Genomic DNA, 17,050 nt, shown 5'->3' on the forward strand with positions numbered 1-17,050 from the left:
CACCATGAGTAAAAAACAACCAAAGCTCGAAGCCCGGGACCTGAACGCCTATTACGGCGACTTCCATGCCCTGAAGAACATTAACATTGCCATGGAAGAAAAAAACGTGACTGCTTTTATCGGCCCCTCCGGCTGCGGTAAGTCTACGTTTCTGCGCCTGTTTAACCGCATGAATGATTACATCGACGGCTTTAAGGTAGAAGGCAATATACTGCTGGATGGCAATGATATTTACCAGAAAGATGTACGGGTAGACGAGCTTCGCAAGCAGGTGGGCATGGTGTTTCAGAAACCAAACCCCTTCCCGAAAACCATATTTGAGAACGTAGTGTACGGCCTCCGGATACAAGGCATTAAAAATAAAGCCGTACTGGAAGAAACCGCAGAACGCTCTTTGCGTGATGCCGCCCTGTGGGATGAGGTAAAAGACAACCTGAACAAATCGGCCTTAGCCTTATCGGGTGGTCAACAGCAAAGGCTTTGTATTGCGCGGGCACTTGCCATTTCGCCATCTGTTATATTAATGGATGAACCTGCCTCTGCCCTGGATCCGATCTCTACCGCCAAAATTGAAGAGCTGATCTATGAGCTGAAGAACGATTATACAATTGTAATTGTAACGCACAACATGCAGCAGGCTGGTAGAGTAAGTGATTATACTGCCTTTTTCTATATGGGTGAGCTGGTAGAGTTTAACAAAACCAAAACCATGTTTACGAGCCCTAAAGACGAACGCACCCAGAATTACATTACAGGCCGCTTTGGTTGATCTGAGCGTTTAGTGTTTATTTTACTTGTTCCCTTGTAAATTCTCACCCACTAATTAAAAGATAAAATGCCGCATATAGACGTAGAGTTAGAACGCCTCAAAACCAAACTCCTGGAGATGTGGGATTTGGTAGAATACCAACTGCAAAGTGGCCGCGAAGCCATGCTTACAGCAGACCAGGAACTGGCAAAGCAGATCGTGAAGCGTGACAAAAAGGTTAACCAGTTCGATGTGAAGATAGACCGCATGTGCGAGAACTTCTTTGCCCTGTTTACACCAGTTGCCGTAGACCTGCGCATGGTATTGGCCGTACTTAAGATCAACGCTAACCTGGAGCGCATCGGCGATACGGCAGAGGGTATTGCACGCTTCGCGCAGAAATTTGAGACTCCGGTACACTCCGACCTGCTAGAGTTAACACAGGCAATACCTATGTATGACGAGGCTCTGGCCATGTTTGCTGAGTGCCGCGTGGCTTTTATCTCTAACGATCCTAAGCTGGCCAAAGCTGTTATCAAACGCGACAAAACGCTTAATAAGATCTATCGGAAATCCGATGCCGTGGCTACCAAGTTTATGCAACAGAACCCCGACAGAATTTCTGAGGCCCTGGCATTACTGTCTATAATCAAAAAGCTGGAGCGTGTTGGCGATCAGGTCACCAACATTGCAGAAGAGGTTATTTTCTACCGTGAGGCCAAAGTAGTAAAGCACAAACAAGACAAGAAAAAGAAGAAGGATTAATTGTTGATTGCTGGATTGTTGATTCAGCAAAGTATAACCAGAAAAGCATGGATCGTGGCGGTTCATGCTTTTTCTTATTTGTAGGGACAGGTCGCGACCTGTCCGAGGAATGGCTTTGGCAATGGAGCACATGCTCCGGCTAAAGTAGTAGCAAAAAGCAACCCTTTGAAGGGCATGCAGGGATATGCTTATATATGCTGAATCTATGCCTAATAGCATCTGCTTAACCTCCCTTCCACCAAGATCTTTACAAGATGACAAAGAGGGCGGCTGCAGCCATCATGCGGACAGGTCGCGGCCATTCCCTACAACCTCTCTTCTTCTTCAACAATCCAACCACCAATCCAACACTTTAGCAATTCAGCGATTTGTGCCGTACCTTTGCAGCAAATTTGGGCTGAGATGCTGTTTAAAGAAGTTTTATACCTGATACAGAAGGACCTGGTGCTGGAGTGGCGGCAGAAGTATGCTTTTAACGGCATGCTACTCTACGTCAGCAGCACAGTATTTGTGTGCTACCTCAGCTTTGGCCTGCGCTCCAATGTACTTACTGTACCCGTTTGGAACGCAGTGCTCTGGATCATACTTCTGTTTACCTCTGTTAATGCCATTGCCAAAAGCTTTATGCAGGAAAACAGAGGGCGGCTTTTATACTTCTACTCCATTGTGAGTCCGCAGGGGGTTATACTTGCCAAGATAGTATATAACGCGCTGCTAATGCTCATACTTGCTGTGATCTGCTTTGTGTTTTATGCCTTTGTGCTGGGCAATCCGGTTCAGGATGTGCCTATGTTCCTGCTATCTATACTTTTAGGCGCTATCGGGTTCTCTACTTCCCTTACCATGATTTCGGGTATTGCCAGTAAGGCAGCAAACAGCAGTACACTAATGGCTGTGCTTAGCTTCCCAGTTATAGTGCCTATGCTACTGATGCTGATAAAGATGTCTAAAAACGCGATTGACGGGTTAGACCGTAGCACCAGCTTCGACGAACTGCTTACATTACTTGCCATAAACATGATTGTTGTCACCGTTTCTTACATCTTATTCCCGTACCTTTGGCGTTCGTAAGGCAAAAATGCTTTAATGAAGTATAAAAAGGCTTTTTTTTGATGTGTTGGTGGAGACAAAATCGCGCGGAAAGTGTTGATAGTCTGGGAGAAATGCAAAAAGCTTTAGATTTTTAAGTAAAAATGAAAAAAAACTGGTGGAAAATATTGGCTGTCGTACTGTTAGTTTTTACAGTAGTGGCCGGTATGTTATCTGATGTTCCGCGATTGGCTATTCTTAACGAGACCATCCGTAACCTGTACTTTCACGTGCCTATGTGGTTTGGCATGATCCTGATTCTGCTGGTATCGGTTATCTACTCTATCAAATACCTCCGCAATCCAACTATCAAAAATGATATCATTGCCTACGAGGCGGCCAAAGTTGGTATACTTTTCGGTGTGCTGGGTATTATTACAGGCATGGAGTGGGCCAGGTTTACCTGGGGCGAGTACTGGAGCAACGATCCTAAACAGAATGCGTCGGCTATCGGCCTGCTGATATATTTTGCTTACCTGGTGCTGCGCAGCTCTTTTAACGAGCAGCAACAGCGTGCCCGTATCAGTGCCGTGTACAACATTTTTGCCTTTGCCGCGCTTATCCCGCTTTTATTTATACTTCCGAGGTTAACCGACTCGCTGCACCCTGGCAATGGCGGCAACCCCGGCTTTAATGCATACGATCTGGACAGCCGCCTGCGCATGATATTTTACCCCGCCGTGCTTGGCTGGACGCTACTGGGCATCTGGATCATTAATGTAAAATCAAGACTAGAATTAATCAGACAACGCTTATATGAAACTGTTTAGAATACTGGCTGTATGGTGCTTCATACTTTTTGCCGCAGCAGGTATACAACAAGTGCAGGCCCAGCCTGAACAAAGAGAAGTTGAGTTCTCATCGGCACCGCAACAGGAAGTTGAAATGGCTGACACCTTGCGCCAGGATGGGAAAATTTATGTGGTAGTAATCGTATTAGTGACCATTTTGGCCGGCATGATCGCTTACCTGGTTACCTTAGACCGTAAGGTAACGAGACTTGAAAAACAAATGCGCGACTAAACAGCCGGAGGTACCCAGGTTTACGTAAAAAACTCATTCACCTTAAAAAATTTCCCCGAATGAGCATTTATTTAAATCCGAAACTGTACGTTACTCTCCAGCCATTAGACAACGTAAAACCGCACCCGATCAACGATGGGCGTTTCGACCCGGCTTATACTTATAAAGTACTGGGCCTGCATAGCGCCAGCGAAACATCGGAGTGTTATTTTATACTTAGCAATACGCACAACGAGATCTGGTTTATCTCGCAACGCCACCTGCGCGCTTACAAAATTTTAGACTCTGATGCGCTTTACCTAAAGCTGGACGAGAAGAAGAAAGAGAGCATTTTAAGCACATTGGCAGGCAAGGCACTTACCGGTAACGGTAGCCATTAACCAGAGCCGATGGTGTGTACAAAGCAAGTATAAAATAAGCCTTCCACAATGGATTTATATTTTTCTGTTGTGTGTTAGGCTACAAGAAAAGCAAAATACACAGTTTTTACATAGATGAAAAAGACACACATCATCGGGATTTTAGTGATCGCAGTAGCGATTGTTATCATCATGTCGTCGGTTGGCGATGCCAGCACCTACGTTTCTTTTGGCGAGGCCATAGAGCGCGCTGATGACGGAGACATGACCAAAGTGCATGTGGTAGGCCGCCTTAAAAAAGACCCGCAGGGCCACATCGTAGGCATGAACTACGACCCGCTTGTTGACCCGAATTACTTTACCTTTATGCTGGTAGATACAAACCGTCACGAACAAAAGGTAGTGTATTTTAATCCCAAACCACAAGACTTTGAACGCTCAGAGCAGGTAGTGATTACTGGCAACATACAAAACAATGTATTTGTGGCCGACAAGATCCTGCTTAAGTGCCCGTCTAAGTATACCGAAAACGAAGTGCAGACAAACACAGCAAGCCTGTAAATCAAGTTTAGGAGTCAGAGAGCTGGGAGTTAGAAAGTATAACTCTTTAGCCTCTTAACTCTCTAACTTTCTAAATTTTAAATCTTTAACTCATCAAGATGATTAACACGCTGATCGGGGATATTGGCCATGCGAGTGTGATTGTTGCTTTTGTAGCGGCCATCGTATCCTCTTACGCTTATTTTATGGCTTCCCGCGCCAAAGTAGAAGCTGCCGGCGATACCAGCTGGCGCAAACTGGCTCGTGGTGCTTTTTATGTACATGGTGCTGCCGTTTTCATGGTGATCTTTGCGCTGTTCAACATTATTTACGAGCACCGCTACGAGTACTATTACGCCTGGAGCCACTCTTCTAACCATTTGCCGGTATACTATATGATCTCCTGTTTCTGGGAAGGTCAGGAGGGTTCTTTCCTACTGTGGATATTCTGGCATGTGTTGCTGGGTTTTGTATTAATTAACAGTAGCAAGAAAAATAAAGTATGGGAAGCGCCTGTAATGGGCATCTTCTCTTTTGTGCAGCTTTTCCTTACCTCTATGATATTGGGCGTGGTGATCGGCGATCTGAAGATCGGTTCCTCTCCTTTTATACTTATGCGCGATTTCATGACAGATGCGCCGGTGTTTGCCATGGATCCGAATTTTGTACCGCAGGATGGTACCGGCCTTAACCCGCTGTTACAAAACTACTGGATGGTAATTCACCCGCCAACGCTGTTTCTGGGCTTTGCCGCTACATTAGTACCATTTGCTTTTGCAATGGCCGGCCTATGGAAAGACAAGTTTGCTGAGTGGATACGTCCTGCCCTGCCATGGTCGCATTTTGCTGCGGTAACCTTAGGTATCGGTATTATGATGGGTGCTTACTGGGCTTACGAAACGCTTAACTTCGGTGGTTATTGGAACTGGGACCCGGTTGAGAATGCAGTTTACATTCCCTGGCTGGTGCTTATAGGCGCTATCCATACCATGATCGCTTACCGCCGGGGCAAGTCTGGCCTTAAAGCCTCTTTTATACTTGTAATTACTTCGTTCATACTTATACTTTACGCTACCTTCTTAACACGTAGTGGTATATTGGGCAATGCATCTGTTCACTCGTTCACAGACCTTGGTCTGTCGGGCCAGTTGTTTGCATACTTAGGCGCTTTTGCTGTTCTGGCCATTGTGCTGCTGGTTTATAAATGGAAACAGATTCCAACTTCTGAAAAAGAGCTATCTACTTACAGCGGTGAGTTCTGGGTGTTTATCGGGGCTATTGTACTTTGCCTTGCGGCTTTCCAGGTATTGTTTACCACTTCTATCCCGGTTTACAACTCATTCCTGGGCTTTATCGGCATAGAGTCCAATGCGGCACTGCCAGCAGATCAGATTGCACACTATACCAAGTTCCAGCTTTGGGCAGGCGTAGGTGTGGCTATACTTACAGGCATTGGTCAGCTGCTGTGGTGGCGCAAGGGCGATAAAGGTGGCTTTGTAGATGCCATTATGCTGCCAGGCATGCTTACGCTTCTGTTCGCCAGCCTGATCATCGTACTTTCTAAACTGGGTGTTATTGGCAACGAGACCATCGATAACCCGGTTTATATCACCTTACTGGTTGCCTCTTTGTTTGCCGTTTTTGCTAACATGAGCATCATACTTAACTTACTGCATAAAAAAGTTACCCTTTCTGGAGGTGCTGTTGCCCACATTGGTATAGCCTTGATGCTGCTCGGGATACTTTTCTCTTCGGGTTATTCGAACATCATCTCACAAAATACTTCGGGCATGGTATACTCACGTGAGTTCCCGGAAGATATTAACCGTGACAACGTACTGCTATGGCGCAATGCCCCGGTAGAGATGGACAAGTATACTGTTAGCTACCATGGCCAGTTCCAGGAAGTTAAAGGCGTACCGGGCTATGTAAACCGTGAGTTGCTTTTCCCGACTGCAGATGAGTATAAAACCATTGCACGCGGCCAGATAAAAGTAGGCGATAAAATATACTTCGAGACAGGTGACACCTTAGAAATGCACTCTCCGGAAAATACGTACTATGAAGTGCTGTATAAAGAACGCGAAGGCGACAAGACATTCACGCTTTACCCACGCGCACAGGTTAACCCTAACATGGGCTTACTAGCATCGCCTGACATTAAGCACTTTGCAGACAAAGACCTTTATACGCACGTTTCTTCTGTACCAGACCCTAACGAGGAAAAAGACTGGGGAGACCTGAAAGAGTATGAACTGGCTGCTGGCGACACGATTATTCTAAACGATTATGTAGCCCAGTTTAACGGTGCCGAAGTTATTAAAACCGTACCAGGCATTACACTGAAAGAAGGTGATGTAGCGGTGCAGGCCGACCTGAAAATATTCGGGGAAAGAAAGACCTACCACGCCCACCCTGTTTTGATCTACAAAGACGGCATGGCTGGCTATTACCCTGAAGTGATCGGTGACTTAGGCTTGAGGTTAACACTGATGAACGTAGACCCCGCAAAAGGCACCTTTAAATTTGGCGTGAACGCTACGCAAAAAGACTACATTATCTTAAAAGCAATGGAGAAGCCATTTGTAAACATACTTTGGATTGGTACCATTGTAATGTCGATTGGTTTTGTGATGGCCATTATGCGCCGCAACCAGGAAGGCGGCACTCCGAAAGTAGCCAAAAAGCAGAAAGAACCTAAAAAAGTACAGGCTGCTTAATTGTAGCTTTTTAAATTATAAGAAAGCCTTTACCGATATGGTAAAGGCTTTTTGCTTTATAGGGCCATAGCCATTAACTTGGTGTTGCCTTAGCGCTGAAGTATGACTAACACAGAAAAAAAGTATAACATAGCTTTTGTTGGGGCTGGCAATGTAGCCTGGCACCTGGCGCAGGCATTTACGGCAGCTGGCCATACAGTGGTAGCAGTTTATAGCCGTAGCGCAGCATCCAGGGAAGAGTTGGCGGGTATACTTCCTAATGCAGCGCCTGTCTCTGTCCCTGACTTTACTGGCCTTGCTGTTGACGTTATACTCATTGCCGTACCCGATGCCGCTTTACAAAGTATAACCTCTGAGCTTAAGGTAAAACCTGGCACCACTGTAGCCCATACTTCCGGCTCGCAGCCTTTGGCTATACTCCAGCATATACAAGGTGCAATGCCGGCTGTATTTTACCCGCTTCAAACTTTCTCTAAAACCAAAGACCTGGACCTGAAAAAGGTGCCTATACTTTTAGAAGCGACTCAGGAAAGTGTAGTGCAACAACTGGAATGCCTGGCTCAAAGTATAAGCGGTAAAGTACATGAAATAGATTCTGATGCACGCCGCCAGATACACCTTGCCGCCGTATTCGCTTGCAACTTTACGAATCATTTATTGGGAATTAGCCAACAACTGCTGCAGGAAGCCAATTTGCCAACGGAGCTTTTACATCCCTTAGTACAGGAGACCGTAGCCAAAGCCATGCAGCAAAATCCTTACCTGGTACAAACCGGCCCCGCCATCCGCCACGACAACAACGTGATACAGGCACACCTTCATATGTTACAGGAGCATCCTTTATTTAAAGAAATCTACCAGAAACTGACAGAAAGCATACAAGCTACCAAAGTATAACTTTTTGCGATGGCAGAGGTTAAACAGAATGGCCAACAAGCTTGTATGCTTTGATTCGGAAGGCAGGCTTTGTACCTTTGCACTTTAAATTGAGATGCACTAATGAAAGTAGTAAATATAACCTTTAAGTTTTCAGATGGCACGCCGGATGAGGTACACCCGGCAGTAGAGGGCGAGTCGGTTCTGGATGTGGCGCTTAACAACGACATAAAACTGCAGCACAACTGTGGCGGCGTTTGCGGATGCAGCACCTGCCACGTGTACATAGAAGCCGGCATGGACGACCTGCCTGAGATCTCTGATAAAGAAGAAGATTACATTGACCGTGCCGTGGACCCGCGCATTAACTCCAGGCTTGGCTGCCAATGCGTAATACAAGGCAACGAAGACATTGTAGTTACCATACCTGAGCAGGATTTCCTAGGGCACTAGCCTATATTGCCGAATGCCTGAATTGTTAAATCATCTGGACAGTTCACAAAATCAATTTCAGCCATTCAGCCATCAAACCATTAAACTATTAAAAAGATGAATAAAAATTACGAGCCGCCAATCCATTGGAACGATTACGAAGACATCGCCATGGCGCTTTACGAAAAGTTCGGCGACGACTTCTCTGAGTCAAAAATATACCGTGTGCGTTTTACGGAGCTGTTGGAGTGGATACTATCGCTGCCAAACTTTGAAGGCAAGCGCGAAGAAGCCAACGAAGGCCACCTGGAGCAGATACAGGCAGCCTGGGTATATGAGTGGCGCGACAACCAGGACTAATTCCAGGCTAGCGATTTCGCATATATCGTATAAATTATATACTTTTAAAGGTTCTTTCTCGAGAAGAACCTTTTTTATTTTATATACTTATGCCAATTACCCAAACAGACCTCACCCGCATTAATACTTTTGTTTTTGATGTTGACGGCGTTTTAACCGACGGACTGCTATACTGTTTTGCCGACGGAGAGCAGGTGCGCGCCTTTAATATTAAAGACGGTTTTGCCATAAAGCACGCCATTAGCCAGGGTTATAATGTAGCTATCATTTCAGGCAAGAACGAACCCGGTGTACGCAAACGCCTGGAGCAGTTAAACATCGAGAACATTTTCCTGGGCATAGATGAGAAAACAGATGTGCTGGAAGATTACCTGTATACGCAAGGAATACACCCCGCAACAGTAGCGTATATGGGCGACGATATGCCTGATTACGAAGTGATGCAGCGGTGTGGTTTAAGAGCCTGTCCTGCCGATGCAGCTGATGATATTCAGGAAATATCAACCTTTGTTTCTACCAAAAATGGCGGCAAAGGTGCTGTGCGGGAGCTAATTGAGACCATAATGAAGGCACAGGACACTTGGTAATTATAATACTATGTCTTTTTTGCAATTTTATATAAATTTCCTCTTAATATAGTATTGCATATATTAAAACTATTCATTACATTTCGCATAGATTTAATTACAATTATTTATTCATTTTTATGAAAACAGGAAAAGTAAAGTTCTTTATTGAATCAAAAGGTTTCGGTTTCATTACGGAAGATGAGACCAACGAAGATTTCTTTGTGCATGTAACAGGCCTAAACGGTGTTCAGATCCAGCAGCACGATCGTGTTGAGTTTGACACACAGGAGGGTAAAAAAGGAATTAACGCTGTAAACGTGAAAAGAATATAGTTATACATATACTCTACCGTTACAGAAGAAGCCCTTGTTTTATGCAAGGGCTTTTTTTATGGCTTGTCTTTATTAGTTAGGGCGTTAACTTTACGGCTGCAACGCATAACCTCTGTGAAAACCATTCTCCGACTTATACGATTTCCTAACCTGGTACTGATAGTGCTAAGCCAGGCGCTTGCGCAAGCCTGCTTGTTGGCCGAGGGAGTTAATTGGAGCAAAGCCCTTGAGCCCGGTTTCCTCTATTTAACTTTGTCTACTGTTCTAATTGCTGCGGCAGGCTACATTATCAACGATTATTACGATGTAAAGATAGACGCTATTAATAAGCCGGGCAGGTTGTTGATTGGACGCAAGATACGGCGCAGGCGGGCCATGTTCGCGCACCTTATACTTTCGTTTATCGGGGTAGCCGGAGGTTTATGGCTGTCTGTGCCTGTTGGTTTAATTAACCTGGGGGCGGTGCTGCTATTATGGGGATACTCTGCACGCTTAAAAAAGATGCTGCTGATAGGCAATGTGGTAATCTCGCTTCTGTCGGCGTCTATGTTGCTTGTAGTAGCCGTTTACGCCAATACTTTGAACAACATTACTATAGGGTACGCGCTTTTCGCCTTGATCATCTCGCTTATCCGTGAAATAATCAAAGACATGGAAGACGTAAAAGGCGATGCATCCTTCGATTGCCGTACTTTACCCATCGTTGCAGGACTAAGAAACACAAAACTGGTATTGTACCCGCTTATCGCTATTTTCCAGGCTTTTCTTATAGTGGTTATACTTCATTCCAGAACCCCTCTCCTGCACGATGTTTACATGGCTATACTTGTACTTGCCCCAAGTATATGGCTGCTGCTTAAGCTCATTCGCGCAGACCGCAGAAGGGATTTTACTTTCCTTAGTAACCTGAACAAGCTGATTATGCTAACTGGCATACTTTCGATGCTGCTGGTTGGCTAACAAGAGAAGCATAAATAAACTGCAATCTTACTTATTTCACTTGTAGACCTTGTGAGCTTAGAACCAGGTTTGTATTCCCAGGTGCAAGTTACCGCAAAGTACGCTAAGAATTAGGCAGAGGGCGCAAAGCCTTATAGATTTATACGTGAAGTCAGGTAGATAACAAACAAAAAAAGGGCCTGCCGGAAAACCGGCAGGCCCTTTTAAAAAGTATGAGTAAGACTAACGAACTATCACACGCTGTGTGTTGATGTTGTTGCCGTCCTGGATCCTTACAACGTAAGTTCCCTTAGCAACTTTGCTCAGGTCAAGCTCAACTACACCGTTTACGTTGCTTTTAGCAACTACTGCACGGCCCATCATATCAATAACCTGGATGTTAGCATTTCTGGCGTTTACCAGGTCAACTTTAACAGCACCAGTTGTTAAGGTAGGATATACAGCAAAGCCACCTTTCTCGAAGCCTTTCTTGATGCTGGTTGCAGTCTTAACCTCTACGCTTTCAGAAGCTGTCGCAACTACGGCACCACCATCAACATTAACCAGGTCTAAAGTATAAGCATAAGTACCGGCAGCGTTAAACGTAGCTCTGAAACCTAATGAATTGATGTCGCTGAGTGCCATTCCAGTTGCAGGTCCGATTAGGGCAACACCATTCTCGAATGCAATTGTCTGGTACTCGCTCTGATCATTAAGGTACTCCAGTACAATGTTTGCAGCTTTAGAAGCATCAGCCAGTGTTAAGCGACCACGCACCATTGTAGCAGGATTTACATCGTTTGCTGTAGCTGTAGCTGTAAACATTTTGGCAGCATCTTTCTCTACTTCCTGGCCATTTAATGTAGTGGCAACTGTAGCACCAACAAACGCACTTACAACAACGCTCTCGTTAGAAGTAGCTAATACTGTATTGTCAGAAACTCTTACCAATTCTACCTTGTAGCCATATGTAGCTGCTGCATCAAACGTAGCTCTTAACTTCAGGCCATTAATGTTGCTCAGCATCATTCCGCCAGCAGGGCCGATTGTTACTACTCCGTCAGTGCCGATTGCAATTGGCTTGTAAGTATTATCAGTGTCGAAGTACTCTAGTGTAATGTCATCTGCCTGTGCTGGAGTAGTTAATGCAAGGCGACCAAGCACCATTGTGGCAGGATCTATATCACCGGCTGTAGCAGTAATAGTAAACTCTTCAGCTCTTGTAGTTTTAACATTTGCTTTCTGATCCAAAGTAGTAGCTATGCTTGCATTCTGGAAGGCAGCCACTGTTACGCTTTCGTTTGAAGATGCAACAACAGTTTCAGTTGTGCCTGCAGTTACCAGGGCTAAAGTATAAGCATAAGTCCCGGCTTCATCAAATGTAACTCTGATGGCAGTAGTTGCATCTGCAAGTGGATAACCGGTTGTCGGGCCAAAGTAAGCCACACCGTTCTCATTAATTGAAATAGCCTCGTAAGTATTTTCTCCAGTACGTAACTCAAGTGTTACATTTTCTCTCTGAGCTGCGTTGGCAAGTGTTAACTTGGCAAGCACTTCCGTGCCAGCATTGTCGTTAGCATTTATCGTTACATTAGCAGTTTGAGGCACAGTAGTTTTAACACCTGTTCTGTTGTTTAGGTCAGATGCGATAGTAGCATTAACAAAGGCTCTAACCACTACACTTTCGTTAGAAGTAGCGATTACTTCGTTACCTTCTATTTTGATCAACTCTAAAGTATAACCATAAGTACCGGCAGCAGCAAAAGTAGCTTTGAAGTCAAGACCGCTCAGGTCGCTGATTGGCATTCCACCCGCTGGACCGATTGTAACAACACCATCAGTGCCAATTATGATCTCTTTGTAAGTATTGTCTGTATCAAGGTATTCTAATTTGATATCATCTACCTGAGCTGGGTTAGTTAATGTAAGCTTACCAAGTACCATTGTAGTAGGTGCCCATGTGCCAGCAGTGGCAGATGCTTTGAAATCTTCTGCAATAGTAGCCACTACATCAGCTCTGTTATGCAGGGTAGTAGCAATAGTAGCACCCCGAACTACGGTTACAGTTTCTGATTTTGTAGCAATGGCAACACCATCTGTTCTCATTAACTTAAAAGTATAGTTATATACTCCTACCTCAGAGAAAACAATTTTGTACAGGTTCTCTCCTACAGCTCCTGCATCTGCCAATGGGTAACCACCCTCAGGACCAACAGTTGCAACGCCATTCTCAAAAGTTACTTCTACAAATCCCGTACCTTGGGCGTTAGTCGCGCGGTAAAGCTTCACGTTTTGTGCATGTGCAGGATCTGTAAATGTCAGGGTAAGGTTAACCATTTCTCCGGCTCTGTCACCGGCAGTTACGATTGGATGGAATAAGTAACCTTTATTGGTTTTGATATCTGTATAGTTATCAAGTGTACTATCAAGTGTTGGCTCGTTGAAGTTAACAGTTACTGTACTGGTTACACTACCAGGTAAAGGGTCTCCTGAGGCTACATCGCGCAGTTCTAAAGTATAGCCAACTGTGCCTACTACTGAAAATTTAACAATAAACTCCTCTGTACGGTCTGTAAGTGGATAAATGCCTAAAACAGCCTCAGTGCCATCAAAAGTAATAGCAGTTCCGGCTGCAGTTTTTAACGCAGTGTTTGCTGCAAAAGTAGCAGCATTATCACCGGTCAGTTTCAAAACGACTTTAACATTCTCAGCAGTTGCGTCATTTTTTGCAACGTTGACATCAAACGTAACCTCGGAGTGTGCCTTTACGGTGGCTGGAAGTGTGGTGGCTATCGTAGCCTGCGCCCACGCATTGCTAATGGACCCTATCATGGCCACAAGCGCGATCATTAAAAAGCGTAAATGTGTTTTCATCAAAAAAGTTGGTTAAGTGAAAAATTAATAGCGATAAATAATAAAGGGAGGAACACTGCCATGGGCAGTCTGGGAAGTTTGGTCTGTTTCATAGGCGCATGGTATGTTTCAGCTTTAAATATAACATGTATTTATTTAAATATAAAGATATATATTAATAATTATTATCATATTCCTTTGTCATTTATAACAAAAGGCACACAAACACATAGTCTTCTTAATAAAGCACAGGTCAGCCATAGCAAAAAGGCCCGGAGTTCTTCCCCGGGCCTTTTTGCTATTTATATTATTAATGCTATTATCTTACAATAAAGCGACTTCCAGCCACATCATTTCCTTTGATAACTTTAACAAAGTAAGTCCCCTTTGCCAAATTACGCGTGTTCAGGTTAACTGCACCGCTGGCATTGTCCCGCTGCATAACTACACGACCCAGCATATCAGTTACAGAAATACTTGCATTGCGCACATCTCCCAAGTCCACCCTTACAGCTCCGTCTGCCAGGGTTGGGTAAACGCTAATGCGTGAGCCGCCAATCATATCGTCTATACCGGCCACACCAGTTACAGTAATCGTTTCATTTGTGAAAGCCAGGATATTACCGTCATCTCTGCGCAGTTGCAACCTGTAAGAGTAAGTACCTGGCTGGGTAAAGTTAATTCTCATTACCTGCTCAATGCCTCCGGCTACCAATGCCTCACCGGCTGCCGGCCCGATAGTGGCAATCCCTAATTCATTAAAAGTTAACGGTTGCATGTTTATTTCGCCTCCATTTGTGATAGCCCTATTGGCATCATACTCTAGTGTAAAGTTGTTTCGCTGGGCAGGGTCGTCTAGCTTAATCTGGATATTCACATTTTCTCCAACCCGATCTCCGGATGTAACAAAAATGGTCCACACGAAGTCTTTGCCTGTTTCTACACCGGGCTCGGTATTGTCAATAGTGTCCAGTGTTCCATCAATAGTTGCCTCTTGTGTTGTAGCTACGGTTACCGAACCTGTAACAGCAGAGCCTACTGCAGCAGTAGGAGTTGCTGAGTCGAACAGGCCTAAAGTATAACCATAGGTATCGCCTCTGTTAAACAGTATTTTAAAGTTATGAACAACACTCTCCTGTGTAAGGGTGAAAGGGCCGAATTCTGCCACACCATTAGCATTAACCGGCACATTTACATATTGGGTTGTACCAGGCGCCTGATATTGCAGAATGATATCGTTGGCAACGTAGGGGTCAAAATCAATCCTGCCTATTACTCCCTGTCCAGAGCCTTGGGTGGTTACTGTAAAGTCTCGGGTGTTGCCTGTTTTAACCTCGGTAAGTGTACCAAGTGTGGTAGAAATCGTTTGGGCAAAGCTGTACCCTTGAACAATAACCGCCAGTAACAAAGCGATGCATAAACGTAAAGGTGTTCTCATTTGAATAAAATTTCAGTTTATAAAAGTTTTAGCATAGTATATACAAACGGCACTCCGGCCATTACCGCACATACCGTACAATACTGTGTTTCCTGAAAAAGGATTTGATTTTTATCCGAAAAGAATCCAAAACTCTAATTATCAATATATATTTTTTTAAACATATACTTTAGCCTGCAAAGTTTGCATGAAATTCATGCAAACTTTGCAGGCCTTTGCTAGCATATGTAACAACAGATAAACTATATTTGAAGGTTGTATGATGCAGCACCACAAAGAAATGAAGAGAAAAGCACAGGATTTGTTACTGAAGTATAAACTTCGTAAAACTAGTTGCAGAGTAAGTGTATTAGAATTACTTATGCTGCACAACCATGCCCTTGCCCATGCCGATCTGGAGAAGCAGTTGGGCACCGACTACGATAGGGTTACGCTTTACCGTACCTTATATGCTTTTAAAGAGCAGGGGCTGGTGCACAGCATTACCGACCTTAACGGGGTCATGAAGTATGCACTGTGCCGGGAGGCCTGTAGCCATTTAGAGCACCAGCACGACCACATCCATTTTAGCTGTTGTAAGTGTGGGCAAACCTATTGCCTGGACGAAGTGCGCCTGGGGCCTGTTGTATTACCAGATGGCTACCTGGTAAGTGATGTACAGTTCTCGGTACAGGGCATCTGCAAGTTGTGTAATACACAAAGCCTGGAAGTGGAATCCAGACATGAGCCTCTTATGCATTAAAATAAATATAAGGAGAACCTGCTGCTACCTCCCGAACTGAATCCAGAGTATACATTAATAACGTATACTATGCCAAACTATGATAGACCAGACTGCAACTGTTTCCGATTTCCAAAGGCTCGTAAGTTCTCCTGCCAGATTCCGGCTTTTTATGCTGGCGAAATTGCCTATGGCTTACCTGGCCGGTCTACGCGTAGCCTCTCTTTCCGCGGATGCAGCTTCTGTTACCATACCTTATAAGTACCTCAATAAAAATCCTTTTAGCTCCATTTACTTTGCGTGCTTAAGCATGGCCGCCGAGCTATCTACGGGTGTGCTTTGCATGATGCAGGTATACAAGGCAAGTCCTGCGATATCAATGCTGGTAACACACCTGGAAGCCGACTTCACGAAAAAAGCTGTGGGTATAATTACTTTTACATGCCATGATGGCCAGAAAATACAAGAGGCTGTTGAGCGTACAAAAGCTACCGGTGAGGGCATAACAGTAGTAGCCACAAGTATAGGCACTGATGAAGCCGGAGATAAAGTGGCCGAGTTTAGATTTACATGGTCGCTGAAGGCGAAGCGTTGAAACAAAAATTAAAGAAGAATAAATTTTATTCCAGTCAATTCCTATATAAATTGCACGTGATCAATATAACTTAGCACAAAACAAGACAGAATTCCTGTTATAACCTAACTGGCCAGTGCTCGAAATGGTTACAGGCAACACAAAAGAATTAATCTGACGCCTTGCCTTATACAAGCACAATTTGCCCTATATTTAATATGCCTGAGCACTTGAAAAAAGAACTGGAAAATTTTAAAGTAATTCTTGAGAGTTCAGGAGTGCATTCCGCTTTAAAGTTTCTTAATAACAGAACGCCACACCGCTATACAGGAATATACAAGTATGACGGCGCCACGCTGCGCAATATTGTTCTGTATGATAGCTACGATCAGGAGCTGCAAAAAGGAGAAGATACCCCTATAAGTGCTACCTATTGTTCTTTGGTGCTAAAGGAGCAGAAGCTGGAAATAACTGATGCGTCGGAAGACAATAGCGTAAAGGGTAAAATTAGGTTGTGGTCTACAATGTATGATGATTTCGGTAATAGAATATTAGCTTCATAGCATCGTAGTGGTTTTGCTCTTTTTTGGAGAAGCAGGCCGTTTTCCTGACTATTCTCCTGTTTCTTGTTCTCAGGCACAGGTTCACGCCCTCTATGTTTTTAGTGTAGGCTTTGCCCACCAAATGTCTTTCCGGCGGCAGAACTTTTGTG

20 protein-coding genes are annotated in these 17,050 nt (G+C 44.4%); 17 read left to right on the top strand and 3 right to left on the bottom strand.

What is annotated here, in order from left to right; translation table 11 throughout:
• Positions 1-4: 4 nt before the first annotated feature.
• The 14 genes from pstB to K0O23_RS02265 all read left to right on the top strand — a co-directional run bounded on the left by pstB (position 5) and on the right by K0O23_RS02265 (position 10,773).
• A complete protein-coding gene (pstB, locus tag K0O23_RS02200) occupies positions 5-769 on the top strand; it encodes a phosphate ABC transporter ATP-binding protein PstB (protein WP_219875734.1) in 765 nt (254 codons plus the stop codon).
• A gap of 66 nt (positions 770-835) precedes the next feature.
• Positions 836-1,513: a phosphate signaling complex protein PhoU gene (gene phoU, locus K0O23_RS02205; RefSeq protein ID WP_219875735.1), complete on the top strand. Its 678-nt coding sequence runs from the start codon at positions 836-838 to the stop codon at positions 1,511-1,513.
• A 402-nt stretch (positions 1,514-1,915) separates the two neighbouring features.
• Positions 1,916-2,584, top strand: coding sequence for a heme exporter protein CcmB (locus K0O23_RS02210; RefSeq protein WP_219875778.1), 669 nt, complete (start codon positions 1,916-1,918; stop codon positions 2,582-2,584).
• A 122-nt stretch (positions 2,585-2,706) separates the two neighbouring features.
• Positions 2,707-3,372 carry a cytochrome c biogenesis protein CcsA gene (ccsA, locus tag K0O23_RS02215; protein ID WP_219875736.1) on the top strand — a complete coding sequence of 222 codons (666 nt, stop codon included), beginning with the start codon at positions 2,707-2,709 and terminating at the stop codon, positions 3,370-3,372.
• A complete protein-coding gene (locus K0O23_RS02220) occupies positions 3,359-3,625 on the top strand; it encodes a CcmD family protein (protein WP_246596873.1) in 267 nt (88 codons plus the stop codon). Before ccsA (K0O23_RS02215) ends, K0O23_RS02220 begins: the two co-directional genes overlap by 14 nt.
• 59 nt (positions 3,626-3,684) lie before the next feature.
• Positions 3,685-4,005 carry a hypothetical protein gene (locus K0O23_RS02225; protein WP_219875737.1) on the top strand — a complete coding sequence of 107 codons (321 nt, stop codon included), beginning with the start codon at positions 3,685-3,687 and terminating at the stop codon, positions 4,003-4,005.
• Positions 4,006-4,119: 114 nt separating this feature from the next.
• Positions 4,120-4,545: a cytochrome c maturation protein CcmE domain-containing protein gene (locus tag K0O23_RS02230; protein WP_219875738.1), complete on the top strand. Its 426-nt coding sequence runs from the start codon at positions 4,120-4,122 to the stop codon at positions 4,543-4,545.
• Between the two features lie 98 nt (positions 4,546-4,643).
• Positions 4,644-7,244, top strand: a complete 2,601-nt coding sequence (gene ccsA / locus K0O23_RS02235) for a cytochrome c biogenesis protein CcsA (RefSeq protein ID WP_219875739.1) — start codon at positions 4,644-4,646, stop codon at positions 7,242-7,244.
• A 102-nt stretch (positions 7,245-7,346) separates the two neighbouring features.
• The gene (locus K0O23_RS02240) at positions 7,347-8,141 is read left to right on the top strand and encodes a Rossmann-like and DUF2520 domain-containing protein (protein ID WP_219875740.1); all 795 of its coding nucleotides are present in this window, start codon (positions 7,347-7,349) and stop codon (positions 8,139-8,141) included.
• Positions 8,142-8,243: 102 nt separating this feature from the next.
• Positions 8,244-8,573: a 2Fe-2S iron-sulfur cluster-binding protein gene (locus K0O23_RS02245; RefSeq protein WP_219875741.1), complete on the top strand. Its 330-nt coding sequence runs from the start codon at positions 8,244-8,246 to the stop codon at positions 8,571-8,573.
• A 96-nt stretch (positions 8,574-8,669) separates the two neighbouring features.
• Positions 8,670-8,912, top strand: coding sequence for a Fe-S cluster assembly protein IscX (gene iscX, locus K0O23_RS02250; RefSeq protein WP_219875742.1), 243 nt, complete (start codon positions 8,670-8,672; stop codon positions 8,910-8,912).
• 89 nt (positions 8,913-9,001) lie between these two features.
• Complete coding sequence (locus K0O23_RS02255; protein WP_219875743.1) at positions 9,002-9,499, top strand: KdsC family phosphatase; 498 nt, start codon at positions 9,002-9,004, stop codon at positions 9,497-9,499.
• 119 nt (positions 9,500-9,618) lie between these two features.
• Positions 9,619-9,813 (top strand): cold-shock protein, encoded by a 195-nt coding sequence (locus K0O23_RS02260; RefSeq protein ID WP_187066824.1) that lies wholly within the window; start codon positions 9,619-9,621, stop codon positions 9,811-9,813.
• A gap of 114 nt (positions 9,814-9,927) precedes the next feature.
• Positions 9,928-10,773 carry a geranylgeranylglycerol-phosphate geranylgeranyltransferase gene (locus K0O23_RS02265; protein WP_219875744.1) on the top strand — a complete coding sequence of 282 codons (846 nt, stop codon included), beginning with the start codon at positions 9,928-9,930 and terminating at the stop codon, positions 10,771-10,773.
• Between the two features lie 222 nt (positions 10,774-10,995).
• Here K0O23_RS02265 and K0O23_RS02270 read toward each other — a convergent pair whose 3' ends face one another.
• Positions 10,996-13,626 (bottom strand): T9SS type A sorting domain-containing protein, encoded by a 2,631-nt coding sequence (locus tag K0O23_RS02270; RefSeq protein WP_219875745.1) that lies wholly within the window; start codon positions 13,624-13,626, stop codon positions 10,996-10,998.
• Positions 13,627-13,924: 298 nt separating this feature from the next.
• The gene (locus K0O23_RS02275) at positions 13,925-15,043 is read right to left on the bottom strand and encodes a T9SS type A sorting domain-containing protein (protein ID WP_219875746.1); all 1,119 of its coding nucleotides are present in this window, start codon (positions 15,041-15,043) and stop codon (positions 13,925-13,927) included.
• Positions 15,044-15,323: 280 nt separating this feature from the next.
• On the opposite strand from K0O23_RS02275, the gene K0O23_RS02280 reads away from it, so the two are divergent.
• The 3 genes from K0O23_RS02280 to K0O23_RS02290 all read left to right on the top strand — a co-directional run bounded on the left by K0O23_RS02280 (position 15,324) and on the right by K0O23_RS02290 (position 16,901).
• Positions 15,324-15,785, top strand: a complete 462-nt coding sequence (locus K0O23_RS02280) for a Fur family transcriptional regulator (protein WP_219875747.1) — start codon at positions 15,324-15,326, stop codon at positions 15,783-15,785.
• A gap of 79 nt (positions 15,786-15,864) precedes the next feature.
• The gene (locus K0O23_RS02285; protein WP_246596875.1) at positions 15,865-16,359 is read left to right on the top strand and encodes a PaaI family thioesterase; all 495 of its coding nucleotides are present in this window, start codon (positions 15,865-15,867) and stop codon (positions 16,357-16,359) included.
• 197 nt (positions 16,360-16,556) lie between these two features.
• Positions 16,557-16,901: a hypothetical protein gene (locus tag K0O23_RS02290; RefSeq protein WP_219875748.1), complete on the top strand. Its 345-nt coding sequence runs from the start codon at positions 16,557-16,559 to the stop codon at positions 16,899-16,901.
• On the opposite strand, the gene K0O23_RS20460 is transcribed toward K0O23_RS02290, so the two are convergent.
• The coding region (locus tag K0O23_RS20460; protein WP_219875749.1) for an IS1 family transposase at positions 16,858-17,050 on the bottom strand (193 nt) is incomplete at its 5' end. The two genes, K0O23_RS02290 and K0O23_RS20460, sit on opposite strands and share 44 nt — an antisense overlap.

Source organism: Pontibacter aydingkolensis, assembly GCF_019443125.1.
GTDB lineage: Bacteria > Bacteroidota > Bacteroidia > Cytophagales > Hymenobacteraceae > Pontibacter > Pontibacter aydingkolensis.